The following is a 24,128-nucleotide window of genomic DNA, read 5'->3' as shown; positions in this document are numbered from 1 at the left end:
CGTCCGGTGGTCGAGTGTCGGCGACGAAGGAGCCGATGTATCGAGACCCGCGACACGCACTCCTGGGGTCCGTGTGACTGGTGGGACGATGAAATAGGTTGGTCCCATGGCGACCCGTACGTCTTCCCCGACGGGTTCGCGCAGCACGGCCCGACCCAAGCCGCCCGCCAAGAAGGCAGCGGCGAAGAAGCCTGCTCCGCGCTCCCGTAGTACCGCGACCTCCAAACCAGCCTCCAAGTCGGCCCCCAAGGCCGCCGCTCGGCCCGCTCCGCGTGCCGTCCGCAACGGCCGGAGTCCGGTCGCGTCGCTGCTGATCGGACTCGGCCGCGGTCTCGCCGCGGTCTGGCTCGCCATCGCCCACGGGATCGGCACGGTCGCCCGCTCGGTCGGTCACTCCGCCCGCGACCTCGAGCCCGAGCACCGGCGTGACGGTCTGGCGCTGACCATCCTCGGTGCCGCCTTCGTCGTCGCCGCCGCCGTCTGGTTCGACATCGACGGGGGAGTGCTCGGCTTCGTCGGCACCCTCGTCACCGGCTGCGTCGGCAAGGTCGGCTGGCTGGTGCCGTTGGCGCTGGTGTACGTCGCCGTCCGGATGCTGCGCGACCCGCTCGGCACCGGCCCTGCCGGCCGCCAGGTGATCGGCTGGAGCGCGCTCGGCCTCGGTGTCCTCGGCATCGTCCAGATCGCCAACGGCAACCCGCAGCCGCAGAACGGCAACGCCGTCGCGCTCCAGGACGCGGGCGGCGCGATCGGGTACGTCGTCGCCTCGCTGCTGCTCGACCTGCTCCGCACGCCGTACGTCGTCGTGCCGCTGCTGCTCCTGGTCACGTTCTTCGGCATCCTCGTCGTCACCTCGACGCCGCTCTACGAGGTGCCGACCAAGCTCGGCGCCCTGCGCGACCGCCTCCTCGGGCCGCACGACCACGACGACCACGACGGCGAGCTGAACGACGACTCGTTCATCGACCCCGACATGGGCCCCGACGCCTACGAGACCCCGGTCGTCGAGGACCGCGCCGAGAAGAAGAAGCGCGGCCGCAAGGTCTCGCTCGACGAGCTCTTCGCCGACGACCCGTTCGAAGCAGACGCCGAGATGGCCGCTGTGGACGCCGAGGTGGCCGGTCTGGGTGACGACGTCGCCACCGACCCGTTCATCGATCCCGATCCGACGGTCAAGCGCCGCAAGACCGACCTGACCGCACCGGACCACGGTGCGCCGATCCGCTCCGTCCAGCTGCCGCTCTCCGGCGAGACGCTGTACTCGCTGCCCGACGAGTCCCTTCTCAAGGAGGGTTCGCCGCACAAGGCGCGCTCCAAGGCCTCCGACGAGGTGGTCGGCCGCCTGCAGAGCGTGCTCGACGACTTCAACATCGACGCGAACGTCACCGGGTACACCCGTGGCCCGACGGTCACCCGCTACGAGGTCGAGCTCGGCCAGGGCGTCAAGGTCGAGAAGATCCTCGGTGTCCAGAAGAACATCGCCTACGCGGTGGCCAGCGAGGACGTCCGCATCCTCAGCCCCATCCCGGGCAAGTCCGCGGTCGGGGTGGAGATCCCGAACATCGACAAGGAGATCGTCACCCTCGGTGACGTGCTCCGCTCGGGCAACGCCCGCAACGACCACCACCCGATGATCGCCGGCCTCGGCAAGGACGTCGAGGGCGGTTTCGTCGTCGCCAACCTGGCGAAGATGCCCCACCTGCTCGTCGCTGGTGCCACCGGTGCCGGTAAGTCGTCGTTCGTGAACTCGATGATCACCTCGATCCTGATGCGGTCGACCCCGGACGAGGTCCGGATGGTGATGGTCGACCCCAAGCGCGTCGAGCTGACCGCCTACGAGGGCATCCCGCACCTGATCACGCCGATCATCACCAACCCGAAGAAGGCCGCCGAGGCCCTCCAGTGGGTCGTGCGTGAGATGGACCAGCGCTACGACGACCTGGCCAACTTCGGCTTCAAGCACGTCGACGACTTCAACAAGGCCGTCCGGGCCGGGAAGGTCGAGGTGCCGCTCGGCAGCGAGCGCGTGCTGTCGCCGTACCCCTACCTGCTGGTCATCGTCGACGAGCTCGCCGACCTGATGATGGTCGCTCCGCGCGACGTCGAGGACTCCGTCGTCCGGATCACCCAGCTCGCCCGTGCGGCGGGGATCCACCTGGTGCTCGCCACCCAGCGGCCCAGCGTCGACGTCGTCACCGGTCTGATCAAGGCCAACGTGCCGTCCCGGCTGGCGTTCGCGACGTCGAGCCTGGCCGACTCCCGCGTCATCCTCGACCAGCCCGGTGCCGAGAAGCTGGTCGGCCAGGGCGACGCCCTGTTCCTGCCGATGGGTTCGTCGAAGCCGGTCCGGGTCCAGGGCTCCTGGGTGAGCGAGGCCGAGATCAAGGCCGTCGTGCGTGACTGCAAGGCCCAGCTGGCGCCGACCTACCGCGAGGACGTCACCGCCCCCGCCGGCGGCAAGAAGGAGCTCGACGACGACATCGGCGACGACCTCGACCTGGTCATCCAGGCGATCGAGCTGGTCGTCACCACCCAGTTCGGTTCCACCTCGATGCTGCAGCGCAAGCTGCGGGTCGGGTTCGCCAAGGCCGGGCGCCTGATGGACATCATGGAGTCCCGTGGCGTCGTCGGCCCCTCGGAGGGCTCGAAGGCCCGCGACGTCCTGATCAAGCCCGACGAGCTCGAGTCCGTGCTCTACACGATCCAGGGGGAGTGATGGAGACCACTCACACCAGCCAGTCGATCCAGATCAGCCGCAACGGCCGGCTCCACCTCGTCCTCGGTGTCGTGGCCGCCGCCCTCGCGATCGGCTTCGCCGTCCGCGCCGGCGGCGCCCTCGACCTGTCCCTCGCGGGACTGCTCGCGCTGATCGGCGCGCTCAACCTCGCCGCCGCCTGGGATGCCCGCACGCCGCTGCTGGTCGCCGACCCGCAGGGTGTCCGGATGCGTCTCGGCCGTGCCTGGGTCGGCCTCCCGTGGAGCGACCTCGAGGAGATCGAGCACCTCCCGCGCGCCGGGTGGCTGCGTGACGGCCGTCTGGTGCTGCTGCCCCGCGACGAGGACGCCCTCATCGCCGGGCTCGACGCCGCCGGGCGTCGCCAGGCGGGCCTGTCGGAGCGTTTCTACGGCGCGCCCCTGGTGCTGCCGCTCGGACTCACCACGGTGGTCAGCGACGGCAGCGCGGGGCTCTCGTCCCGGCTCGCCGACCTCGCTCAGGGTGTGACGGCGATCGTCGAGATCGAGTCCACGGTCGAGGAGACCGAGCCCGAGACGGAGCCCGCCGTCATCGCCGTCGACGAGTCCGAGACGATGGAGTCCACGGCCGAGCGTCCCGCGGTCACCGTCCCGGCACCGGCCCCCGTCGCGACCCAGGCCGTCGCCCAGGCCGCGCCCCGGACCGTCACCCAGCCCGTGATCGGCTCCACCCTGATCGCCGCCCGCACCGCGCTGGGCCTGACCATCGACCAGGTCAGCGACCGCACCCGGATCCGGGTCCACATCCTCGAGGCGATGGAGCGCGACGACTTCGCGGCCTGTGGTGGTGACTTCTACGCCCGCGGCCACCTGCGCACGGTCGCACGCGTTCTCGCGATCGACCCGACCCCGCTGATCGAGACGTTCGACGAGCGTTTCGCCGAGGGTCCGGCGCCGATGGCGGAGGCGCTCGAATCCGAGTACGCGGCCCTGTCCGGCACCACCGGGGGCGCGCTGCGGCACGCCGCTGCGGGTCGGAACTGGTCCGTGCTGATCGCCGCGGTGATGTCGATCGTGCTGCTCTGGTCGGTCGCCCGGTTGGTGTTCGACGGCACGTCCGAGCCGACGCCGAGCATCGGGCTGTCCAGCGGTTCGGCGGGCACCACGAACCCGTACGGCAAGACCGCCGCCAAGGTTCCGGTCGTCCTCACCGCCGCCGGTGGCGGCGCCGAGGTCGTCGTGCGCGACGGCAGCGGGACCGTCGTCTTCAGCGACGACCTCGCGTTCGGACAGACGGTGACCGTCCAGGCCGCGCCGCCGGTGCGGGTGCAGACCTCCGACGGTTCGTTGACCGTCGGGGTCGACGGAGCCACCGGCAAGGCCGTCGGCGACACAGGAGTTCCGGGCCAGCGGATCTACGCTGGCTCCCATGACTGAGGCACCACTCTCCGTAGCCGTCGTCACCCTCGGGTGCACCCGTAACGAGGTGGACTCCGAGGAGCTGGCGGGCCGGTTGAGCGCCGGTGGTTTCCAGCTGGTGGCCGACCCGTCGGAGGCCGACACCGTCCTGGTCAACACCTGCGGCTTCGTCGAGCAGGCGAAGAAGGACTCGGTCGACACGCTGCTCGAGGCCGCGGACCTCAAGGCCTCGGCCGGGCACGGCGGCAAGGCGCAGGCCGTCGTCGCCGTCGGCTGCATGGCCGAGCGCTACGGCAAGGACCTGGCCGAGTCGCTGCCCGAGGCCGACGCGGTGCTCGGCTTCGACGACTATCCCGACATCGCGGCCAAGCTCAAGGCGATCGTCGCCGGTGAGGCGCACCACCCGCACACGCCGTCGGACCGCCGCCTGCTGCTCCCGATCAGCCCGGTCGACCGCGACGCCACCACGGTGTCCACGCCCGGCTTCGACGCCTTCCGTGCGCGTCTCGACGACGGTCCGTGGGCGCCGCTGAAGCTGGCCAGCGGCTGCGACCGCCGCTGCACGTTCTGCGCGATCCCCACCTTCCGTGGCTCGTTCGTCTCCCGGCGTCCCTCCGACGTGCTGCAGGAGGCGCAGTGGCTCGCCACCCAGGGCGTCAAGGAGCTCTTCCTGGTGAGCGAGAACTCGACGTCGTACGGCAAGGACCTCGGTGACCTCCGCCTGCTCGAGACGCTGCTGCCCGAGCTCGCGGCCGTCGACGGCATCGAGCGCGTCCGGGTCTCCTACCTCCAGCCCGCCGAGACCCGCCCCGGCCTGATCGAGGCCATCGCCGGCACCCCGGGCGTCGTCCCGTACTTCGACCTCAGCTTCCAGCACGCCTCCAACGCCGTGCTGCGCCGGATGAAGCGGTTCGGCGACCCCGACAGCTTCCTCGCGCTGCTCGAGTCCATCCGCACGCTCGCTCCCGAGGCCGGGATCCGCTCCAACGTCATCGTCGGGTTCCCCGGCGAGACCCAGGACGACCTCGACACCCTGTGCGACTTCCTCACCGAGGCGCGTCTCGACGTGACCGGCGTGTTCGGCTACTCCGACGAGGAAGGCACCGAGGCGGCCGGATTCTCCGACGACCTCAAGCTCGACGAGGACGAGGTCCGTGCCCGTTTCGACGAGGTCTCGTCCCTGGTCGAGGAGCTCACCGCCCAGCGTGCCGAGGAGCGCATCGGCGAGACCGTCGAGGTGCTGATCGAGTCCCTCGAGCCCGAGGGTGTGGTCGGCCGTGCCGTGCACCAGGGTCCGGATGTCGACGGGACGACGCTCGTCACCGACGCGCCCGGCGCGCGGATCGGGGATCTGGTCCGCGCCACGGTCGTCGGCTCCGAAGGGGTCGACCTGATCGCTAAGGTGCACGCGTGAAGCACGTGCCGAACGCCCTGACCCTGCTGCGGATCTTCCTGGTCCCGTTCTACGGCTGGGCCCTCCTCGTCCACGGCGGCGAGGACGAGAAGATGCGCGTCCTCGCGTGGGCGATCTTCGCCGTCGCGATGATCACCGACAAGATCGACGGCGATCTCGCGCGCAAGCACAACATCATCACGAACTTCGGCAAGATCGCCGACCCGATCGCCGACAAGCTGCTCACCGGCATGGCGTTCATCGGTCTGTCGATCCTCGGCGACATCTGGTGGTGGGTGACGATCATCGTGCTGCTGCGCGAGTGGTCGGTCACGCTCGTGCGGTTCCTGGTGCTGTCCAAGGTCGTCATCGCCGCGGACCAGCTCGGCAAGTGGAAGACCTTCATCCAGGCGCTGGCCCTGGCCGGGCTCAGCCTGCCGCTGCGCGACCCCGACCTGAGCGCGCCGTGGGACGTCATCGGTGAGGGGCTCTTCTGGCTCAGCCAGGGCCTCCTGACGGTCGCCGTCGTCCTGACGATGGTCTCCGGCTACCAGTTCTACGCCGATCTGTGGCGTCAGCGTGCCGCCCTCCGCAGCGCCTGACCTGCTCGCCCGTCTCGGCGAGCGCGGGGCCACCCTCGCCACCGCCGAGTCCCTGACCGGCGGCCGGCTGGCCGCCGCCGTGACGTCGGTCCCGGGTGCCTCGGCGGTCTACCTCGGTGGGGTGGTCAGCTACGCCACCGCGGTGAAGCGGGACCTCCTCGGTGTCTCCGACGAGCTCGTCCGGACCGACGGCGTCATCTCCGCGGCCTGCGCGATCGCGATGGCCGACGGCGTCCGGCAGCGCACCTCGGCGACGTACGCGCTCGCCACCACCGGTGTCGCCGGACCTGACGAGCAGGAGGGCCAGCCGGTCGGCACGGTGTACGTCGGCCTCGCCGGTCCGTCCGGCACCCGAGCCGTTCGGCTCAGCCTGGTGGGGAGCCGCGCCGATATCCAGGATGCGACCGTCACGGCCGCTCTCGAGCTGCTCCTGGGAGATCTCGGGGAATAACGGGGTGGGGTCGCCACTGTTGTGTGGATGACTCGGGTACGGTGTGTGCCACGGGTACGCGGATCTGAAGGAGGTGCATCGGGATGGTTCTGTTCCGCCGGATTCTGGGTGACGTCTTGCGCGCCCAGCGCGTGGAGCGTGGGATGACGCTGCGCCAGGTCTCCGCCGACGCCCGGGTCTCCTTGGGCTACATCTCCGAGATCGAGCGCGGTCAGAAGGAAGCCTCCTCGGAGCTCCTCGCCTCGCTGTGCACCGCCCTGGACGTCCCGCTCTCGGAGGTCCTGCGTGAGGTCTCCGAGGCCGTCGCCGTCGAGGAGACGGTGGCTGTCGCCTCCGCCGCCTGATCGTTCCGACCCTTCTCGACGCTGTGCGGCACACCGAGTTCTGGTCCCGGCTGGACGGCGCCCTGGGTGAGGTCTACGCGCCGGTGTGGGCCGGCGAGTGCGTGATGAGTGCTCTCGGGTCGCGCACCGCGCGGGAGGCACTCGATGCGGGGATCCCTCCCCGCGAGGTCTGGGCCGCCGTGTGGGCCGCCCTCGACCTTCCCGCGACACTCCGGTGACGGTGCTTGGATCGAACATCTGTTCGGACTAGTCTGCTTCTGTCGGTGGCCGCCTCTAGCGTCCAATCCTGCGATGACGACGAAGAAGATGACCAAGACACCTAAGACCAAGGGAGTGACCAGCATGGCCGGAGGAGACCGCGAGAAGGCGCTTGACGTCGCGCTCGCCAACATCGAGAAGCAGTTCGGCAAGGGTTCCGTCATGCGGCTCGGCGACGACACGCGCGCCCCGCTCGAAGTGATTCCGACCGGATCGATCGCGCTGGACGTGGCGCTCGGTATCGGCGGTCTGCCGCGCGGTCGCGTGGTGGAGATCTACGGCCCCGAGTCCTCGGGTAAGACGACGGTCGCGCTGCACGCGGTCGCCAGCGCCCAGCGTCAGGGCGGTGTGGTCGCGTTCATCGACGCCGAGCACGCCCTCGACCCTGAGTACGCCAAGGCGCTCGGTGTCGACACCGACGCCCTCCTCGTCAGCCAGCCCGACTCCGGTGAGCAGGCGCTCGAGATCGCCGACATGCTGATCCGCTCCGGCGCGCTCTCCCTGATCGTCATCGACTCCGTCGCGGCGCTCGTGCCCCGCGCCGAGATCGAGGGCGAGATGGGTGACTCCCACGTCGGCCTCCAGGCCCGACTGATGAGCCAGGCGCTGCGCAAGATGACCGGTGCGTTGAACAACTCCAACACCACCGCGATCTTCATCAACCAGCTCCGCGAGAAGATCGGCGTCATGTTCGGCTCGCCGGAGACCACCACCGGTGGTCGGGCGCTGAAGTTCTACTCGTCGGTCCGTCTCGACGTGCGTCGGATCGAGACCCTCAAGGACGGCACCGACATGGTCGGTAACCGCACCCGGGTCAAGGTCGTGAAGAACAAGGTCGCGCCGCCGTTCAAGCAGGCCGAGTTCGACATCATGTACGGCAAGGGCATCTCCCGCGAGGGCTCGCTGATCGACGTCGGTGTCGAGGCGGGTCTGATCCGCAAGGCCGGCGCCTGGTTCACCTACGAGGGCGACCAGCTCGGTCAGGGCAAGGAGAACGCGCGGAACTTCCTGCGCGACAACCCGGACCTGGCCAACGAGCTCGAGCGCAAGATCCTGGAGAAGCTCGGTGTCGGCGGCAACGTCGACGTCCCCGACGACCTCTCCGAGCTGTCTGACGAGCCCATCGGTGTGGACGACTTCTGAGCCGTCGGTGGTGCGTCCGCGGCGTTGTCGCCGCTCGCCGGCCGCTGCGCTTGAAGGCCGGCTTCGCGGCTCCGCCTTGCGGCCGCACGCACCGGCGGCACAGAAATGAGCTCCGATTGGGCCGGTGACGTCCGGCTCGGGGTCGACGCTTGGGTCTCAGGAGCGGGGTCCACACCTCCGCCTGACCCGAAGCTCGACCCTGAGCCGGATCCGGAGTCGGTCGCTCGGACCATCCTGCTCGACCAGCTCACCGGTCGTGCGCGCAGCCGCAAGGAGCTGGCCGACAAGCTGGCGGCCAAGAACGTGCCGGCCGACATCGCGACCCGGTTGCTCGACCGGTTCGAGGAGGTCGGGCTGATCGACGACGCCGCCTTCGCCCGGCTGTGGGTCGAGGGTCGCCAGTCCGGCAAGGGGCTCGCACGCCGAGCCATCGCCCAGGAGCTGCGCCGCAAGGGGATCGACGACGAGGTCGCCCGGGCCGCCCTGGACGAGATCGATCCCGACGACGAGGTGGTGCAGGCCCAGGAGCTGGTGCGCCGCAAGCTGCGCACGATGAGCCGCCTCGACGTCACGACCAAGACCCGCCGGCTGCTCGGCATGCTGGCTCGCAAGGGCTACAACACCGACGTCGCCCTCCGCGCCATCCGCACCGAGCTGGCGGACGTGCCAGAATCCGATGCGTGAGTGAAGCGCGGGAGATCCTGACCTACGAGCTGTTCGGCACCGCCGTCCGCGAGATCGCCGAGCAGGTGGTGAGCTCCGGGTACGAGCCCGACATCGTGCTCGCGATCGCCCGTGGCGGGCTCGGCCTCGGGATGGGGCTGGGCTACGCCCTCGACGTCAAGAACCTCTCCGCGGTCAACGTGGAGTTCTACACCGGCGTCGGTGAGACGCTCGAGGTCCCGATCATGCTGCCTCCGACGCCCCAGGCCGTCGACCTCACCGGCATGAAGGTCCTCGTGACCGACGACGTCGCCGACACCGGCAAGACCCTCGAGGTCGTCCACGCCTTCCTGCAGGGCCACGTCGCCGAGGTCCGGACGGCGGTCATCTACGAGAAGCCGTGGACCGTCATCCGTCCGGACTACATCTGGAAGAAGACCGATCAGTGGATCGACTTCCCGTGGTCCTCGACGCCACCGTTGGTCAACCGTCATGGAGGGAAGGCGCACTGATGTTCAGCGAAGAGCTGCGACTCGCGAGCGGGCCCGTCGACCTGTCGACGTACTCGACCAACGCCACACCGGGCTTCAAGGGCGGCAAGGAAGCAGGAGAGCGACGTCTGGACGAGCTCCAGGCCCGGCTGGTGGAGGCGCAGACCAAGCTCTTCGCCCACGGCCGCAGCGGCGGACACCGGCGAGTGCTCCTCGTGCTGCAGGGGATGGACACCGCCGGCAAGGGCGGCACGGTGATCAAGGCGCTGCGCGGGATGAACCCGACCGGTCTGCGCGTGACGGCCTTCGCCGCCCCGACCGAGGAGGAGCGCGCCCAGGACTTCCTCTGGCGGATCAACCGCGCCGTGCCGCGAGCCGGGACCCTCGGCGTCTTCGACCGCTCGCACTACGAGGACGTCCTCATCCAGCGCGTGCACCAGATGGCCCCGGCCGAGGAGATCGATCGCCGCTACGGCGCGGTGGTCGACTTCGAGCGCGAGCTCACCGAGTCCGACACCACGATCATCAAGTGCATGCTGCACATCTCCCCGCAGGAGCAGGAAGAGCGGCTCCAGGCCCGTCTCGACGACCCGACGAAGTACTGGAAGTACAACCCGGGTGACGTCGACGAGCGGCTGCACTGGGCGTCCTACCAAGAGGCGTACGAGATCGCGCTGGAGCGGACCAACACCGACCACGGGCCGTGGTTCATCGTCCCCAGTGACAAGAAGTGGTACCGGAACCTCGCTGTCGCCTCGATCCTGCTCGAGGCCCTCGAAGGACTCGATCTGGGCTGGCCGAGCGCTGACTTCGACGTCGAGGGCGAGAAGGCCCGGCTGGCCGCAGCCAGCGTCGGTGCCGTCGAATGAGCCTGCCCCACGTCACCGTCACCCGCTACGTCACCCCGCTCCGCGAGGGCGGCTCGCTGCCCGGCATCGTCGAGGGCGACGACCTCGGCACCTGGGTGTGCAAGTTCCGCGGCGCCGGCCAAGGTCTTCGGGTGCTGGTCGCCGAGGTGATCGTCGCCGGTCTGGCCCGTGCCCTCGAGATCCCGACCCCCGACCAGGTCGTGCTCGACCTCGACCCGGCGCTGGCCCGCTACGAGGCCGACGAGGAGGTCCAGGACCTGCTCAACGCGAGCGCGGGGGAAAACCTCGGGATCGACTTCCTGCCCGGCTCGTTCGGCTTCGACGCGAGCACCACGATCCCCGGTGAGCTGGCCGCGAGGATCCTCTGGCTCGACGCCTACTCCGCGAACGTCGACCGCACCTGGCGCAACGCCAACCTGCTGGTCTGGAACGACCAGATCCAGGTGATCGACCACGGTGCGTCGTTGTACTTCCACCACTCCTGGCCCGGCGGCCCGGGGGACCCGGACCGATTCGCCCGGCAGCCCTACGACACGTCCGAGCACATCCTGCGCACCGCGACCGCAGGGGCCCGCGACGTCGACGCCGAGCTGGCGGCACGGTTGAGCGACAGCGTCCTGGAGTCGATCGTCGCCGACGTCCCCACGGACTGGATCGAGGACTACCCCTGGGCGTCAGGGGCTGACGCGGTGCGGGCCCGCTACGTCGCGTTCCTGCGTGCCCGGGTGGACGGGGGCCGACCGTGGCTTCCGGTCTGATGCCCTACCAGTACGTCGTCCTGCGCTGCGTTCCACGCCCCGAACGGGAGGAGTTCGTCAACGTCGGGATCGTGCTGCACTGCCCGGAGGCCGAGTTCCTGCGCTCGGCGTCCTACCTCGACGAGGCGCGGTTGTCGGTCCTCGCTCCGGGACTGGACCTCGATCGGTTCAGGGCCGCGCTGGCGTCGATCGCGCTGATCTGCGCCGGGACGGCGCATGCCGAGTTCGGTGCCGGCGTCCGCGTGACGGCGTACGGGGACCGTGCGCTGGTGGACAACCAGAGCGCGCGGTTCGGGCTGCTCAAGGCGCCGCGCAGCACCGTCCTCCAGCCCGGACCGGTGCACGGCGGACTGACGCTCGACCCGGAGGTCGAGCTCGGACGTCTCCTGGAGCGTCAGACCGGGACGAGCTCGAGCGACCCGACGGCGTAGCGCGCCAGGATCGTGCGGGCGATCTCCGGGTGGGCCCCGAGGGGATCCGAGACGGCGACCGCGCCGGCCTCGAGGGCGAGCTCGGCGGCCCGGTCGGGCAACCAGCCGGGAGCGATGAAGAGCGAGGCGACCGCGATGTGGCGCTTGCCCTGTGCCCGGAACGCCCGGACCGCCTCACCGGTGGCCGGCGGGGCGCTGGAGGCGTAGGCCGCAGCGACCGGAAGCTTGTGCTGGGCGCCCCACTGCCGCGCCAGCCGGGCGACGGCCTGGTTGGCCAGCACGTCGGACGACCCGGCCGCGGCCAGGACGAGAGCGTCGAGCTCGCGGACGCGGTTGTCCCGCAGTGCCGCACGCAGACGGGCGTCCAGGACGGTGAGCAGCGTGGATTCCAGGCCGAGGATCCCGGCAGCACGGATCGCGACGCCGGGGTGCCGCTTGGCGGCGGCAGCCACGGCGGTCGGGACGTCGACCGAGGCGTGGTAGGCCTCGGTGAGCAGCAGCGGGACCACGACGATCTCGTGGTGCCCCTCGGCGACCAGCTGGGCGACGACCTGGTCGAAGGTCGGCGAGGACAGCTCGAGGAACGCCTCGGCGATCCGCAGGTCGGGCCGCGAGCGGCGGACCTCGTCGACCAGCGCGGTGATCGTGGCGGCGTGGCGCGGGTCGCGGGACCCGTGCGCGAGAGCGACCAGGGCGGGCGCACTCATGAGTGGATCCCGCACTCGGTCTTGTTGGTCCCGGCCCAGCGTCCGCTGCGCGGGTCGTCGCCCGGGGCCACCCGCCGGGTGCACGGGGCGCACCCGATCGAGGGGTAGCCGTCGTAGATCAACGGGTTGACCAGCACGCCGTTCTCGACGATGTACTTCTCCACCTGCTCGTCGGTCCACCGGGCCAGAGGGGAGACCTTGACCTTGCCCCGCTTGGCGTCCCACCCGATCACGGGCGCGATCACCCGGTTGTGGGTCTCGGCGCGACGCAGTCCGGTCGCCCAGGCGTCGTACCCGTCGAGCGACTCGGCCAACGGCTGCACCTTGCGCAGCTTGCAGCACAGGTCGGGGTCGGTCTTGTAGAGGTCCGGTCCGTAGGTCGCGTCCTGGTCGGCCACCGACTGCACGGGCGTGATGGTGATCAGGTTGACGTTCAGGGTCGCCTCGACGGCGTCGCGGGTCCCGATCGTCTCGACGAAGTGGTACCCGGTGTCGAGGAAGACCACGTCGATGCCGGGGACGACCTTCGCCGCGACGTGGGCCAGCACGGCGTCGCCCATCGAGGAGGTGAGGCAGAACCGGTCCCCGAAGGTGGCGGCTGCCCACTCGATGATGTGCTCGGCCGGAGCGAGCTCGAGCTCGGCGCCCCAGTGGTGGACGAGCTCGCGCAGCTCCTCGGAGCTGCGCCCCTCGGTGTGGGTGCCGCGGAATGCCCGCGCGGCGTTCGTGGCTACGGTGCTCATCGCACGAGTTCCTCCTCAGCACGCAGGACCCAGGTGGTGAAGGTCTCGTCCTCGGCCCGGTCGGCGAGGTAGTTCTCCGTCAGCTTCGCGACGTAGTCGCCCAAGCCGTCGCTGGTGACCTTGTGGGCGCGCAGCTTCCGGCCGAAGTTCGCCTGGGCGCCGGTGGCGCCACCGAGGTGGACCTGGAAGCCCTCGACCTGCTCGCCGTTCTCGTCGGTGACGAGCTGTCCCTTGAGGCCGATGTCGGCGACCTGGGTGCGGGCGCAGGCGTTGGGGCAACCGTTGACGTTGATCGTGATGTCGGAGTCGAGCACCGGGAAGCGCTGCTCCAGGTCGGTGATCAGCGTGTGGCTGCGCCCCTTGGTGTCGACGATGGCGAGCTTGCAGTACTCGATGCCGGTGCAGGCCATCGTGTTGCGACGCCAGGTCGACGGGCGGGCTGAGAGGCCGATCTCGTCGAGCTCGGCGATCAGCGCCTCCGCCTTGGCCGGCTCGACCCCGAGGACCACGATCTTCTGGTACGGCGTCAGGCGAGCGCCGGCGGCGCCGTACTTCTCGATCAGGTCGGCCAGGGCGATCAGCATCGTGCCCGAGACCCGACCGACGACCGGGGCGACCCCGATGTAGAGGTTGCCGTCCTTCTGCTCGTGCACCCCGATGTGGTCGCGGTGCCCGATGGGGGAGGCGGGGGACTCGCAGTCCTCGAGCAGGTAGCCGAGGTACTCGTTCTCGAGGACCTCGCGGAACTTGTCGCGACCCCAGTCGGCGACCAGGAACTTCAGTCGGGCCTTGGAGCGCAGCCGGCGGTAGCCGTAGTCGCGGAAGATGCCCGCCACACCGGCCCACACGTCGGCGACGGCGTCGAGGGGGATCCAGACGCCCAGCTTGGTGGTCAGGTGCGGGTTGGTGGACAGGCCACCGCCGACCCAGACGTCGAAGCCGGGACCGTGCTCGGGGTGGACCGTCCCGACGAATGAGACATCGTTGGTCTCCGGCGAGACGTCGTGGCCCGGGTGACCGGTGAGCGCGGTCTTGAACTTCCGCGGGAAGTTCGAGAAGGCCGGGTCGCCCAGGTACCGACGCTTGATCTCGTCGAGCGCCTCGGTGCCGTCGATGATCTCGTCGACCGAGACACCGGCGACGGGGGAGCCGAGGAACGGGCGCGGGGAGTCGCCGCAGGCCTCGAGGGTGGACAGACCGGCAGCCTCGAGTCGCTCCCAGATCTCCGGGACGTTCTCGACCTCGATCCAGTGGTACTGGATGTTCTCGCGGTCCGTGACGTCGGCGGTGTCGCGACCGAAGTCACGGCCGATGGTGCCGAGGGCCCGGACGGCGTCGTGGGAGAGCAGCTGGCCGTCGGTGCGGACTCGCATCATGAAGAAGCGGTCGTCCAGCTCCTCCTCTTCGAGGGTCGCGGTCTTGCCGCCGTCGATCCCGGGCTTGCGCTGGGTGTAGAGGCCCATCCAGCGGAAGCGGCCACGCAGGTCGGCGGGGTCGATCGAGTCGAAGCCGCGCTTGGAGTACACGTAGAGGATGCGGTCCCGCACGTTGAGCGGGTCGTCGTCCTTCTTGGACTGCTCGTTCTTGTTGAGAGGTTCGGTGTACCCGAGGCCCCACTGACCCTCACCGCGCTTGGGGCGCGGAATCTCGGTCTTTGAGGCAGGAGCGGGCTTGAAACGCAGGTCGGGCACACGGAAGTCTGACCCGCTTGCACTGCCTGATTCAACTTCGGATCTCACATCCTGGTCACGCGTCCACGATGTGGACGATGAGACCTGGGTGCGCATGTCTCGCCGCTGATTACTAGGCTGTGGGCCATGGCCGACTTGAACGCCCTGACCTCGTCCGCGTACCAGCAGGCACTCGAGGTCATCGCCTCGGTGGAACCGCGTGTGGCCGAGGCCACGAAGCAGGAGCTCGCCGACCAGCGCGCCTCGCTCAAGCTGATCGCCTCCGAGAACTACGCCTCGCCGGCCGTGCTGCTCACCATGGGCACCTGGTTCAGCGACAAGTACGCCGAGGGCACGGTGGGTCACCGGTTCTACGCCGGCTGCCAGAACGTCGACACGATCGAGTCGCTCGCCGCCGAGCACGCCAAGGAGCTCTTCGGCGCCGAGTACGCCTACGTCCAGCCGCACTCGGGCATCGACGCCAACCTGACCGCCTACTGGGCGATCCTCGCCCACCGCGTCGAGGGCCCGTGGCTCCAGAACGCCGGCGTGAAGAACATGAACGACCTCACCGAGGCCGACTGGGAGAAGCTCCGCGCCGAGCTCGGCAACCAGCGTCTCCTCGGGATGAGCCTGGACGCCGGTGGTCACCTCACGCACGGCTTCCGCCCGAACATCAGCGGCAAGATGTTCCACCAGAACCAGTACGGCACCGACCCCGAGACCGGGCTGCTCGACTACGACGCGCTGCGTGCGAAGGCGAAGGAGTTCAAGCCCCTCATCCTGGTCGCCGGCTACTCGGCGTACCCGCGCCGGGTGAACTTCGCCAAGATGCGCGAGATCGCCGACGAGGTCGGCGCGACCCTGATGGTCGACATGGCGCACTTCGCCGGTCTGGTCGCGGGCAAGGTCTTCACCGGCGAGGAGAACCCGGTTCCCTACGCCCACGTCGTCACCTCGACCTCGCACAAGTCGCTGCGCGGTCCGCGTGGTGGCTTCATCCTCGCGACGGAGGAGTACGCCCCGTCGGTCGACCGCGGGTGCCCGATGGTGCTCGGCGGCCCGCTCTCGCACGTGATGGCGGCCAAGGCCGTCGCGTTCGCCGAGGCGAAGACCGAGTCGTTCCAGACCTACGCCCAGCAGGTCGCCGACAACGCCCAGTCGCTCGCCGAGGGGTTCAAGAAGCGCGGGATCAAGCTCGTCACCGACGGCACGGACAACCACATCGTGCTGCTCGACGTCTCGGGCCTGGGCATCACCGGCCGCCAGGCCGAGTCGGCCCTGCTCGACTCCGGCGTCGTGACCAACCGCAACTCGGTGCCCTCGGACCCGAACGGCGCCTGGTACACCTCCGGCATCCGCCTGGGCACCCCCGCCCTGACCACGCGTGGTCTCGGCGGCGAGGACTTCGACTACGTGGCCGAGCTGATCACCACCGTCCTGAAGAGCACCTCCGCGGGCACCACGTCCGCCGGTGCGCCGTCCAAGGCGTCGTACACGATCGCCAACGGCGTCGCGGCGAACACCAAGGCTGCCGCGGCCGAGCTGATGTGCAAGTTCCCGCTGTACCCGGGTCTCGACCTCAGCTGACGCGGAGGTGTTGAGGTCGGCCGTCGTCGGCCTGGTGGCGTTGCCGCTGCTGGCCGGCTGCGGGGTTCGTTTCGAGCTGGGGGAAGACGCACCGTCGTCGTCTCCCAGTGCGTCTGCCAGCCCATCGGTCCCGCCGGACGTGGCCGATCTCTTCCCTGACGAGTACGCCGTGCTGCAGCGCTTCCAGACCGACGACTTCGACGTGTGGGTGCCGTCGAAGCCGATGAAGGAGACCTACAGCTACAAGAACGGCAACACGACCGACGTCTACAGCAGCTGGAGCGACGGCTTCTGGTTGATCGTCGAGCACAACCTCCCCGCGGGAACGACGATGGCCGAGATCGCCGACGACTACGCACGTGGCAACGACGACGCCCACGGCGTTCATCTCGTCGAGGGCCTCAACACCACGGTCGACGGCCTTCCCGGGTACTCGGCCCGGTACGAGGAGGTGATCGACGACATGACGCACACGGACGAGTTCACGGTCGTGCAGGACGGGAGCGCGATGTTCATCGTTGAGACCCTGAACGCCGGTCGGGGTTACGGTGCCAACCAGCTCCGGATCGCGATCAGCCACAGTGCTGACGTACACCTCACCGACAGTGCGTCAGGGGCGGGTCGCACCTGACAGGTCAGTTGCGGCCGAAGTCCTGGGTGTACCAGGTGGTGCCGTTCTTCTGCTGAACGACGCCGATCCCGACATCGCGGTAGCGGCAGTTCAGGATGTTCTTGCGGTGTCCGCTGCTGTTCATCCAGGCGTTCATCACCCGCTTCGCGGTCGGGTAGCCGTAGGCGACGTTCTCGCCGATCGTCCGCCAGCGCCGGTAGCCGGCGCGCTCGACCCGCTTGGACAGGCTCGCCTCGCCGGCGAGCTGGTGCGACATCTTCCGCGCCTTCGCCATCTTGCGGGTGTGGCGCTGGGCCGCCACCTCGAGCGCGCGGTCACGTCCCAGGGGCCGACACCCAGCCTTCGCGCGCTCGGCGTTGAGCAGTTGGGTGATCTGGGCGCGAACGGTCGCCGGAGAGAGCCGTTCGGCAGCGTGGGCCGTCGAGGGGACGAGGAACGCACTCACCGTCGCGAGTGCGCACATGCCGAGAAGAGTGCGACGCATGCGCGGCACGGTAACAAGGGTCAGTGTCGTTCGAAGACCCGACGAAGGCACTCGATCACAAAATCGACTGACTTTTGTGTGATCACCAGCGGTGGCTTCAGTTTGAGCACGTTCTTGAAGTCGCCGGTCGGTTGGACGATCACGCCTTCGGCGAGCATCGCCTCGCAGACGGTGGCGGTGAGCTCGGTCGCGGGGGTGAAGGTGGCGCGATCGGTCACCAGCTCCAGGCCGAGGTAGAGCCCCATCCCGTGCACCGCTCCGATGGCGTCGTACTCCTGGGCGAGTGCTTCGAGCTCGGACTTGAAGTGGTCGCCGACGATGCGGGCGTTCTCCTGGAGGCCCTCCTGCTCCATCACGTCGAGGACGGCCAGCCCGATCGTCGCGGAGACGGGGGAGCCACCGGCCGAGGAGAAGAAGGACCCCTCGGCGGCGAACGCCTCGGCGATCGCGCGGGTGGTGATCACGGCGCCGAGCGGCTGGCCGTTGCCCATCGCCTTGGCGACGGTGATCACGTCCGGGACAGCGCCCTGCTGCTCGAAGCCCCAGAAGTGGTGGCCCAGTCGGCCGTACCCCATCTGCACCTCGTCGCTGATGCAGACACCGCCGAGCGCGCGGACCCGGTCGAAGACCCCCGCCAGGTAGCCGTCCGGCAACAGCACCCCGCCCCCGTTGCCGAAGATCGGCTCCAGGATCACCCCGGCGATCCGTCCGCGGTCGAGTCCGGCCAGCTGGGCGTCGAGGTCGGCGAGGTAGGCCGGCCCCGATCCGGGACCGCGATGGGTGCCGCGGATCTGGTTGGGGGCGTCGATCAGCTCGACCCAGTCCGGTCGGGTCTCGAGTGCGCGCGGATTGTCGCCGAGCGAGCTGGTCACGGCGTCCGAGCCGATCGTCCACCCGTGATAGGCCTCCCGCGCAGCCAGGATCCGTGCGCGGCCGGTGGCCGTCTGGGCGAGTCGCAGCGCCAGGTCCACGGCTTCGCTCCCGCTGTTGACCAGGAACACCTGGTCCAGTCCTTCCGGGGCGAGGGCGGCCAGACGTTCCGAGAGCTCGACGGACGCGGCGTAGTGGAAGCGGCTGTTGGTGTTGAGCAGGTGCCACTGCCGGGTCGCCGCCCGGGTGATGGCGGGGTGGGCGTGCCCGGTCGTGGCGACGTTGTTGACGACGTCGACGTAGACGTTCGCGCGGGTGTCGATCAGGAACTCGCGCCAGCCGCGTTCGATCTGCGGCGGCGTGGCGAAGTAGTGCTCCTGGACGGGCGCGAAGTGGGCGTCGCGTCGCGCCAGCAAGGCGCCTGCCGCGGGTTCCGGTGCGGCGATGTCACTGGAGAGGAACGGGGAGGGGTCGGGACAGATCCGACGCCAGATGTCCTCGGCGAGGGGACGCACGAACCGCGGCGGGGTTCCGGGCAGGGTGCAGGCCTGGATCCACTGGCCGTCGATCTCGCCGCCGAGGCTGAAGGTCGGGTGGGAGTTCGGAGCGGTCAAGGGCGCAGCGTGGTCGAGCCGGTACTCGCCGTACCGGGTGGCGAGCACGGGCGGGATCGCCGGCGCCGGGCCGAGCCAGGCCCCGCGGTCCCACACCTCGCTGGTGACCGAGAGGTCGACCGTCCGGAAGCGGATGCCGGGAACGGGTCCGACGAGCCGCGGCCCGTCGAGGCGCTGGCCCACACCGCGGATCAGCCAGCTCATCTCCTCGGCGTCGAGACCGAGCGCCGCCTCGAAGCCCGCCACCTCGGCGTCGGCGCGGTCCTCGGCATAGGCGTTGTCGCCGTCGAGCGCCGTCTGGTCGGCCGCACTGGCGACCAGCACCGCGCCGCGCAGAACGACCAGCGGCCAGACCGCCCCGAGCTCGACGTCGCTCAACGAGGTGTGCTCGGCGAACGCCTCGACCAGGCTCAGGACGGCGTGGACGTCGTCGTTCGTCTTGCCCAGCACCGATGCCGCGGCCACGGCCAGCTCGGCGCACCGCCAGCTGATGGCGAGGTCACCGAAGTCGATCACCCCAGGTTCACCGTCGTCGCCGAGGAGGACGTTGTCGTCGGTCAGGTCACCGTGGATGACCTGGAGGGACAGCTGGTCGGCCACCGCCTCCAGACGACGTACGGCGTCATCGACTCGCGCCAGGAGCGACGGGTCGAGTCGGGCGATCACCTCGGTGGCCAGGCGGAGGTCCCACTGCGACCGGCGGTCGGTGCCCGGGTCGGCGAAGTCCGCCAGTGCGGCCACCACCTTCCCGGCCACGGCGCCGAGCACCCGGCACTCGGCGAGCCCGAACGTCTCTCGGTCCAGCAGCGGGGTGCCCTCGAGGTAGGTCAGGACGTGCGCGTGCAACGCCTGCGACCCGACCTGGGCGGCGATCAGGTCGCCGACCGGTTCCGGGACCGCCAGCCCGGCAGCCGCCGCCGCTCGAAGGCCGCTGCGCTGCGCCTCGAGCTCGGCGCGGGTCCAGCCGGCGTTGGCGATCTTCAGCACCACCCGCCCCGCGGGCGTGGCCAGCCGGAAGTTCCGGTCCTGGTTCGATCCGAGCTCGACCGGGTGGGGATCGTCGATGCCCCAGTGCTCCGCAGCGAGCGCCGAGGCGTCGACCGGGGTGACGGTGGGTCGAGGCAGGCCGCCGAGCTCCGCCATCTCAGAAGGCCGGGGTCGTCCGGGCCACGACCGCGGCCAGGTCGCCGCCGTCGAGCATCCCGAACGTGCCGTCGTACCCCTGACCGAGACGGGAGGCGCAGAAGATGTCGGCGACCTCGGGCGGGGAGAACCGGACCAGCAACGAGGCCTGGAGCACGGCGGCCATCCGGCCGGCCAGCCGCCGGGCCTGCCCCTCCATGGTGTCGGGGGAGAGGGAGCCGATCATCTGGAGGAGCTCGGTGATCGCAGCGTCGAGCCGGGCGTCGGCGCCGCGCGCCCGCCCGACCTCGGTCAGGTAGGCGTCGAGCACCTCGGGCTCGCGGCCGAGGGCGCGCAGGACGTCGAGGGCGTTCACGTTGCCCGAGCCCTCCCAGACCGAGTTCACCGGCGCCTCCCGGTAGATCAGCGGCATCCCGGACTCCTCGATGTAGCCGTTCCCGCCCAGGCACTCCAACGCCTCACCGGTCACCGGGATGGTCCGCTTGCAGACCCAGAACTTGGCCAGCGGCAACGCGATCCGGCGCAGCGCCGCCTCGTGCGGTTCGTGCCGCTTGTCGACCGCGTCGGCGAGCCGCATGCCGAGCACGGTGGCTGCCTCGGACTCGACCGCGAGATCGGCGATCACGTTCTGCATCAGCGGCTTGTCGGCGAGTCGACTGCCGAACGCCGAGCGGTGGGCGACGTGCCACGAGGCTTCAGCGACCGCCTTGCGCATCAACGACGCCGAGCCGATCACGCAGTCCAGCCGGGTCGCGGCGACCATCTCGAGGATGGTCCGGATGCCGCGCCCCTCGTCACCGAGGCGCCAGGCGACGGTGTCGCGGAACTCGATCTCGGAGGAGGCGTTGGACCGGTTGCCGAGCTTGTCCTTGAGCCGGACCAGGTCCAGCGGGTTCCGGCTGCCGTCGGGGAGCACCCGCGGCAGGACGAAGCAGGTCGGCGCGCCACCAGCCTCGGTGCGGGAGCCCTCGGTCTGGGCCAGCACGAGGAACATGTCGTTCATCGGTGCCGACGTGAACCACTTGTGCCCACGCAGGGTGTAGCTGCCGTCCTCGCCGCGTGCCGTCGCGACGGTGGTGTTCGTGCGGACGTCGGAGCCGCCCTGGCGTTCGGTCATACCCATGCCGGCCAGGGCGCCGGTCTTGTCCTCCCGGGGACGCAGGCCGAAGTCGTACCGGGTCGAGGCCAGCAACGGCGCCCACTCCTTGGCGAGGGCGTCGTCGGCGCGCAACGCCGGCACGGCGGCGTACGTCATGGTGATGGGACAGCCGTGCCCGGGTTCGGTCTGGTACCAGGCGACGTACCCGGCTGCGCGGCGCAGATGGGCGTGCGGGTCGTCGCTCTCCCACGGGGTCGCGGCCAGGCCGTGACCGATGCCGTGCTCCATCAGCCAGTGCCACGAGGGATGGAACTCGACCTCGTCGACCCGGTTGCCGTAGCGGTCCACCGGCTTGAGCTTGGGGGTGTTCTGGTTCGCCAGCAGCGCGTGCTCGCGGGCCTCGGCCGAGCCCGCCTGGAGGCCCAGCGTCAGCAGCGACTCGAGGGTCGTCTCGTCGGCGTGACGCAGCACCGCCTCGGTCAGGACCTGATCGGTGGTGACGACGTTGTGTCCCTCCAACGGCGGCGGCTGATTCAGCACCGTCCGTGTCGAACCGGCCGGGGTCGCGGGGGTCGCTCCACTCATGCCACTACGGTAGTCCCGTGCAGGACGAAGGCAGCGGGGAGGACTGGCGCTCCCGAACGGGCGTGATCTCCCTCCCCGAGCACACCCGGTCTCCCTGGTGGGAACTCACCCGACGACTCCTGATGGCGCTCGGCATCCTGTTCGGGATCGTCCTGCTGGTCTACATCGAGCGGGACAGCTACAAGGACAGCAACGGCGACGGCATCTCCCTCATCGATGCGTTCTACTACACGACCGTCACACTCAGCACGACCGGCTACGGCGACATCACGCCGGAGACCGACGTGGCCCGACTGATCAACGCCATCGTCATCACGCCGGCCCGCATCGCCTTCCTGGTGCTGCTGATCGGCACCACCCTCGAGGTCCTGGCGAACCGAGGTCGCGAGCAGTTCCGGATCGCGCGCTGGAGGAAGAACATGCACAACCACACCGTCATCGTCGGCTACGGCACCAAGGGCCGCAGCGCGGTCGACACCCTGGTCAACAACGGTCGGCTCCGGGAGCAGATCGTGATCGTCGACCCGACCGCGGCGGCCCTTCAGGACGCCCACGCCGACGGACTGTCGGTGGTCTCGGGTGATGCCACTCGTCGCGAGGTGCTGCGCCGTGCCGGCGTGGCCGACGCTGAGCAGGTGATCATCACCACCAACCGTGACGACACCAACGTCCTGACCGCGTTGACGGTGCGCCAGCTCAACCCGGACGCCTGGATCGTGGCCGCGGTGCGGGAGGAGGAGAACGTCGCGCTGATGAAGCAGTCCGGCGCGAACTCCGTGATCACGTCGGCCGACGCCGTCGGCCGCCTGCTCGGACTGTCCTCGCTCTCGCCCACCCTGGGCAACGTGATGGAGGACCTGCTCACCTACGGCGGCGGACTCGAGATCGCCGAGCGTGAGCTGCTCGTCACCGAGGTCGGCAAGCAGCCGCAGCAGCTCACCGACCAGGTCATCTCCGTCGTCCGTGACGAGCGGGTCTTCCGGTACTTCGACCCGGTGGTGACCCAGCTCGCCCGCGGCGACCGGCTGATCGTCGTGCGGCCGGTCCAGGAGCTGCCCTGGGCGCCCCGGCCGGGGACGCACAACGAGGACACCTCCGAGGACGACTAGCGCATCGTCTCCAGCAGCAGCGCCAGGTCCTCGACGCTGGTGCGCGGGTTGACGATCGCGAACCGCGTGCAGACCTTGCCGGCATGACTGGTCGGCGTGACGAAGCCGATCTGCTCCCGGGTGATCCGCTCGGTCCAGGCGGCGTAGTCGGCGGCCTCCCAGCCGAGGCGCTCGAAGACGAGCACGGAGAGGTCGGGCTCGACCAGGAGCCGGACGTGGTCGGCCTCGTCGATCAGGGTCCGACCTGCGCGGGCGACGTCGAGGGTGGTCTCGATCGCGGTGCTGTACGCGTCGGTGCCGTGCACCGCGAGTCCGTACCAGAGTGGCAGACCCCGCGGGCGCCGGGTCAGGTGGATCGCGAAGTCGCTGGGGTTCCACTCGGTGTCCTCGGTGAGGACGTCGAGATAGCTGGCCTTCTGGGTGTGGGCGGCGCGGGCCAGGACCGGGTCGCGGTACAGCAGTGCGCACGAGTCGTACGGCGCGAACATCCACTTGTGCGGGTCCACGATGAACGAGTCGGCGCGCTCGATGCCCTGGTACAGGTGTCGCACGCTCGGCGCCGCGAGCCCGGCGCCGCCGTACGCACCGTCGACGTGGAACCACCAGCCCTGCTCGGCGGCGATCTCGCCGATCCCGTCGAGATCGTCGACCACACCGAGGTTGGTGGTGCCGGCCGTGGCGACGACGGCGAAGACGCTGTCCCGCTCGGCGTCGCTGGCGCCGTCGAGCCAGGTCCGGATCGCCGCACCGGTCAGTCGACCACGATCGTCGCCGGGGATCTGCACGACGTCGACGTCCATCACCGACTCGAGCGCATGCTTCACCGAGGAGTGCGTCTCATAGGTGACGACCACGGCCCACCGGGCCGGACGCACACCGTCGCGTCGGTGCAGGGCCGCCGAACGCGCGGCGACCAGCGCGGAGAGGTTGCCGTTGGTGCCACCCTGGACGAAGACACCGCCCGCCGACTCGGGCAGCCCGGCAAGGTCGGCGAGCCATCGCAACACCTGGTTCTCGGCGTACACGGCGCCGCTGGCCTCGAGCCAGGATCCGCCGAAGATGCTGGACGCGCCGACGAGCATGTCGAAGGCCGCCGCGGCCTTGGAGGGTGCGCCAGGGATGAACGCCAGGTAGCGCGGGTGGTCGACCGACAGGCAGGCCGGGGCGAGCACCTCTTCCCACAGGCGGCTCGCGGCGCTGGTTCCGAGCCCCCGCTGGGTGACGGTCGCGCCGACCTGGTCGGCAAGCTCGGTCGGGCTCAAGCTGTGATCGAGCGGCGCCTCCATCGCGAGCCGGTCGAGACAGAGGTCCGCGAGGCCTCGGGCCATCTCGGCAGCGGCGGCGTCGTACTCGTGCATCGTCGTCGC

The 24,128-nt window shown here is 69.9% G+C and carries 23 protein-coding genes; 16 read left to right on the top strand and 7 right to left on the bottom strand.

Features of this window, described 5'->3' with window-relative positions:
* Window positions 1–106: 106 nt before the first annotated feature.
* The 13 genes from ACZ5J1_RS07895 to ACZ5J1_RS07835 all read left to right on the top strand — a co-directional run bounded on the left by ACZ5J1_RS07895 (window position 107) and on the right by ACZ5J1_RS07835 (window position 11,516).
* Window positions 107–2,716: a DNA translocase FtsK gene (locus tag ACZ5J1_RS07895; RefSeq protein ID WP_464564101.1), complete on the top strand. Its 2,610-nt coding sequence runs from the start codon at window positions 107–109 to the stop codon at window positions 2,714–2,716.
* Window positions 2,716–4,131 carry a helix-turn-helix domain-containing protein gene (locus tag ACZ5J1_RS07890; protein ID WP_464564099.1) on the top strand — a complete coding sequence of 472 codons (1,416 nt, stop codon included), beginning with the start codon at window positions 2,716–2,718 and terminating at the stop codon, window positions 4,129–4,131. Before ACZ5J1_RS07895 ends, ACZ5J1_RS07890 begins: the two co-directional genes overlap by 1 nt.
* Window positions 4,124–5,527, top strand: a complete 1,404-nt coding sequence (rimO, locus tag ACZ5J1_RS07885; RefSeq protein WP_464564097.1) for a 30S ribosomal protein S12 methylthiotransferase RimO — start codon at window positions 4,124–4,126, stop codon at window positions 5,525–5,527. Before ACZ5J1_RS07890 ends, rimO begins: the two co-directional genes overlap by 8 nt.
* Window positions 5,524–6,108 (top strand): CDP-diacylglycerol--glycerol-3-phosphate 3-phosphatidyltransferase, encoded by a 585-nt coding sequence (gene pgsA / locus ACZ5J1_RS07880; RefSeq protein ID WP_464564096.1) that lies wholly within the window; start codon window positions 5,524–5,526, stop codon window positions 6,106–6,108. Before rimO ends, pgsA begins: the two co-directional genes overlap by 4 nt.
* Entirely contained in the window at window positions 6,086–6,559 is a 474-nt protein-coding gene (locus ACZ5J1_RS07875; RefSeq protein ID WP_464564094.1) for a CinA family protein, read from the top strand. The genes pgsA and ACZ5J1_RS07875 overlap by 23 nt, the downstream gene beginning before the upstream one ends.
* 83 nt (window positions 6,560–6,642) lie before the next feature.
* Entirely contained in the window at window positions 6,643–6,903 is a 261-nt protein-coding gene (locus ACZ5J1_RS07870) for a helix-turn-helix domain-containing protein (RefSeq protein WP_464564092.1), read from the top strand.
* Between the two features lie 23 nt (window positions 6,904–6,926).
* Window positions 6,927–7,121 carry a DUF3046 domain-containing protein gene (locus tag ACZ5J1_RS07865; protein WP_464564091.1) on the top strand — a complete coding sequence of 65 codons (195 nt, stop codon included), beginning with the start codon at window positions 6,927–6,929 and terminating at the stop codon, window positions 7,119–7,121.
* Between the two features lie 124 nt (window positions 7,122–7,245).
* Window positions 7,246–8,304: a recombinase RecA gene (gene recA, locus ACZ5J1_RS07860; RefSeq protein WP_464564747.1), complete on the top strand. Its 1,059-nt coding sequence runs from the start codon at window positions 7,246–7,248 to the stop codon at window positions 8,302–8,304.
* A gap of 105 nt (window positions 8,305–8,409) precedes the next feature.
* Window positions 8,410–8,988: a regulatory protein RecX gene (locus ACZ5J1_RS07855; RefSeq protein ID WP_464564090.1), complete on the top strand. Its 579-nt coding sequence runs from the start codon at window positions 8,410–8,412 to the stop codon at window positions 8,986–8,988.
* On the top strand, window positions 8,985–9,479 hold the full coding sequence (locus ACZ5J1_RS07850) for a phosphoribosyltransferase (RefSeq protein WP_464564088.1): 495 nt from the start codon (window positions 8,985–8,987) through the stop codon (window positions 9,477–9,479). The genes ACZ5J1_RS07855 and ACZ5J1_RS07850 overlap by 4 nt, the downstream gene beginning before the upstream one ends.
* A complete protein-coding gene (locus tag ACZ5J1_RS07845; RefSeq protein ID WP_464564087.1) occupies window positions 9,479–10,327 on the top strand; it encodes a PPK2 family polyphosphate kinase in 849 nt (282 codons plus the stop codon). Before ACZ5J1_RS07850 ends, ACZ5J1_RS07845 begins: the two co-directional genes overlap by 1 nt.
* Window positions 10,324–11,085, top strand: coding sequence for a HipA family kinase (locus tag ACZ5J1_RS07840; protein WP_464564085.1), 762 nt, complete (start codon window positions 10,324–10,326; stop codon window positions 11,083–11,085). Before ACZ5J1_RS07845 ends, ACZ5J1_RS07840 begins: the two co-directional genes overlap by 4 nt.
* Window positions 11,070–11,516, top strand: coding sequence for a DUF3037 domain-containing protein (locus tag ACZ5J1_RS07835; RefSeq protein WP_464564083.1), 447 nt, complete (start codon window positions 11,070–11,072; stop codon window positions 11,514–11,516). Before ACZ5J1_RS07840 ends, ACZ5J1_RS07835 begins: the two co-directional genes overlap by 16 nt.
* Here ACZ5J1_RS07835 and ACZ5J1_RS07830 read toward each other — a convergent pair.
* The 3 genes from ACZ5J1_RS07830 to ACZ5J1_RS07820 are packed head-to-tail and all read right to left on the bottom strand — an operon-like array spanning window position 11,480 to window position 14,657.
* A complete protein-coding gene (locus ACZ5J1_RS07830) occupies window positions 11,480–12,223 on the bottom strand; it encodes a sirohydrochlorin chelatase (protein WP_464564081.1) in 744 nt (247 codons plus the stop codon). The genes ACZ5J1_RS07835 and ACZ5J1_RS07830 overlap by 37 nt on opposite strands.
* Window positions 12,220–12,966: a phosphoadenylyl-sulfate reductase gene (locus ACZ5J1_RS07825; RefSeq protein WP_464564079.1), complete on the bottom strand. Its 747-nt coding sequence runs from the start codon at window positions 12,964–12,966 to the stop codon at window positions 12,220–12,222. The genes ACZ5J1_RS07830 and ACZ5J1_RS07825 overlap by 4 nt, the downstream gene beginning before the upstream one ends.
* A complete protein-coding gene (locus tag ACZ5J1_RS07820; protein WP_464564078.1) occupies window positions 12,963–14,657 on the bottom strand; it encodes a nitrite/sulfite reductase in 1,695 nt (564 codons plus the stop codon). Before ACZ5J1_RS07820 ends, ACZ5J1_RS07825 begins: the two co-directional genes overlap by 4 nt.
* A gap of 126 nt (window positions 14,658–14,783) precedes the next feature.
* Here ACZ5J1_RS07820 and ACZ5J1_RS07815 point away from each other — a divergent pair, with 126 nt between their 5' ends.
* Both ACZ5J1_RS07815 and ACZ5J1_RS07810 read left to right on the top strand, forming a co-directional pair.
* On the top strand, window positions 14,784–16,226 hold the full coding sequence (locus ACZ5J1_RS07815) for a glycine hydroxymethyltransferase (RefSeq protein WP_464564076.1): 1,443 nt from the start codon (window positions 14,784–14,786) through the stop codon (window positions 16,224–16,226).
* A 139-nt stretch (window positions 16,227–16,365) separates the two neighbouring features.
* Window positions 16,366–16,857, top strand: coding sequence for a hypothetical protein (locus ACZ5J1_RS07810; protein ID WP_464564074.1), 492 nt, complete (start codon window positions 16,366–16,368; stop codon window positions 16,855–16,857).
* Window positions 16,858–16,861: 4 nt separating this feature from the next.
* Here ACZ5J1_RS07810 and ACZ5J1_RS07805 read toward each other — a convergent pair whose 3' ends face one another.
* From ACZ5J1_RS07805 to ACZ5J1_RS07795, 3 genes are read right to left on the bottom strand one after another with little or no spacing between them, the layout of a single operon-like run.
* Window positions 16,862–17,341 (bottom strand): CAP domain-containing protein, encoded by a 480-nt coding sequence (locus tag ACZ5J1_RS07805; protein ID WP_464564072.1) that lies wholly within the window; start codon window positions 17,339–17,341, stop codon window positions 16,862–16,864.
* 20 nt (window positions 17,342–17,361) lie between these two features.
* Window positions 17,362–19,968, bottom strand: a complete 2,607-nt coding sequence (locus ACZ5J1_RS07800; RefSeq protein ID WP_464564071.1) for an aminotransferase class III-fold pyridoxal phosphate-dependent enzyme — start codon at window positions 19,966–19,968, stop codon at window positions 17,362–17,364.
* A gap of 1 nt (window position 19,969) precedes the next feature.
* A complete protein-coding gene (locus ACZ5J1_RS07795; protein WP_464564069.1) occupies window positions 19,970–21,652 on the bottom strand; it encodes an acyl-CoA dehydrogenase family protein in 1,683 nt (560 codons plus the stop codon).
* Window positions 21,653–21,669: 17 nt separating this feature from the next.
* Between ACZ5J1_RS07795 and ACZ5J1_RS07790 the strand changes: the two genes are divergently transcribed.
* A complete protein-coding gene (locus ACZ5J1_RS07790) occupies window positions 21,670–22,761 on the top strand; it encodes a potassium channel family protein (RefSeq protein WP_464564067.1) in 1,092 nt (363 codons plus the stop codon).
* On the opposite strand, the gene ACZ5J1_RS07785 is transcribed toward ACZ5J1_RS07790, so the two are convergent.
* Window positions 22,758–24,119: a pyridoxal phosphate-dependent decarboxylase family protein gene (locus ACZ5J1_RS07785; protein ID WP_464564065.1), complete on the bottom strand. Its 1,362-nt coding sequence runs from the start codon at window positions 24,117–24,119 to the stop codon at window positions 22,758–22,760. The genes ACZ5J1_RS07790 and ACZ5J1_RS07785 overlap by 4 nt on opposite strands.
* Window positions 24,120–24,128 lie beyond the last annotated feature (9 nt).

The organism is Nocardioides sp. JCM 18999 (assembly GCF_055391175.1).
The sequence above is the reverse complement of the archived record's forward strand: the minus strand, read 5'-3'. Positions and strand labels throughout refer to the sequence as shown.

Coding starts and splice junctions, on each gene's coding strand:
- ACZ5J1_RS07855 (WP_464564090.1), top strand. CDS start 8,410: ATGAGCTCCGATTGGGCCGGTGACGTCCGGCTCGGGGTCGACGCTTGG.
- ACZ5J1_RS07890 (WP_464564099.1), top strand. CDS start 2,716: ATGGAGACCACTCACACCAGCCAGTCGATCCAGATCAGCCGCAACGGC.
- ACZ5J1_RS07845 (WP_464564087.1), top strand. CDS start 9,479: ATGTTCAGCGAAGAGCTGCGACTCGCGAGCGGGCCCGTCGACCTGTCG.
- ACZ5J1_RS07805 (WP_464564072.1), bottom strand. CDS start 17,341: ATGCGTCGCACTCTTCTCGGCATGTGCGCACTCGCGACGGTGAGTGCG.
- ACZ5J1_RS07785 (WP_464564065.1), bottom strand. CDS start 24,119: ATGCACGAGTACGACGCCGCCGCTGCCGAGATGGCCCGAGGCCTCGCG.
- ACZ5J1_RS07840 (WP_464564085.1), top strand. CDS start 10,324: ATGAGCCTGCCCCACGTCACCGTCACCCGCTACGTCACCCCGCTCCGC.
- ACZ5J1_RS07895 (WP_464564101.1), top strand. CDS start 107: ATGGCGACCCGTACGTCTTCCCCGACGGGTTCGCGCAGCACGGCCCGA.
- ACZ5J1_RS07795 (WP_464564069.1), bottom strand. CDS start 21,652: ATGAGTGGAGCGACCCCCGCGACCCCGGCCGGTTCGACACGGACGGTG.
- ACZ5J1_RS07830 (WP_464564081.1), bottom strand. CDS start 12,223: ATGAGTGCGCCCGCCCTGGTCGCTCTCGCGCACGGGTCCCGCGACCCG.
- rimO (WP_464564097.1), top strand. CDS start 4,124: ATGACTGAGGCACCACTCTCCGTAGCCGTCGTCACCCTCGGGTGCACC.
- ACZ5J1_RS07800 (WP_464564071.1), bottom strand. CDS start 19,968: ATGGCGGAGCTCGGCGGCCTGCCTCGACCCACCGTCACCCCGGTCGAC.
- ACZ5J1_RS07870 (WP_464564092.1), top strand. CDS start 6,643: ATGGTTCTGTTCCGCCGGATTCTGGGTGACGTCTTGCGCGCCCAGCGC.
- recA (WP_464564747.1), top strand. CDS start 7,246: ATGGCCGGAGGAGACCGCGAGAAGGCGCTTGACGTCGCGCTCGCCAAC.
- ACZ5J1_RS07815 (WP_464564076.1), top strand. CDS start 14,784: ATGGCCGACTTGAACGCCCTGACCTCGTCCGCGTACCAGCAGGCACTC.
- ACZ5J1_RS07825 (WP_464564079.1), bottom strand. CDS start 12,966: ATGAGCACCGTAGCCACGAACGCCGCGCGGGCATTCCGCGGCACCCAC.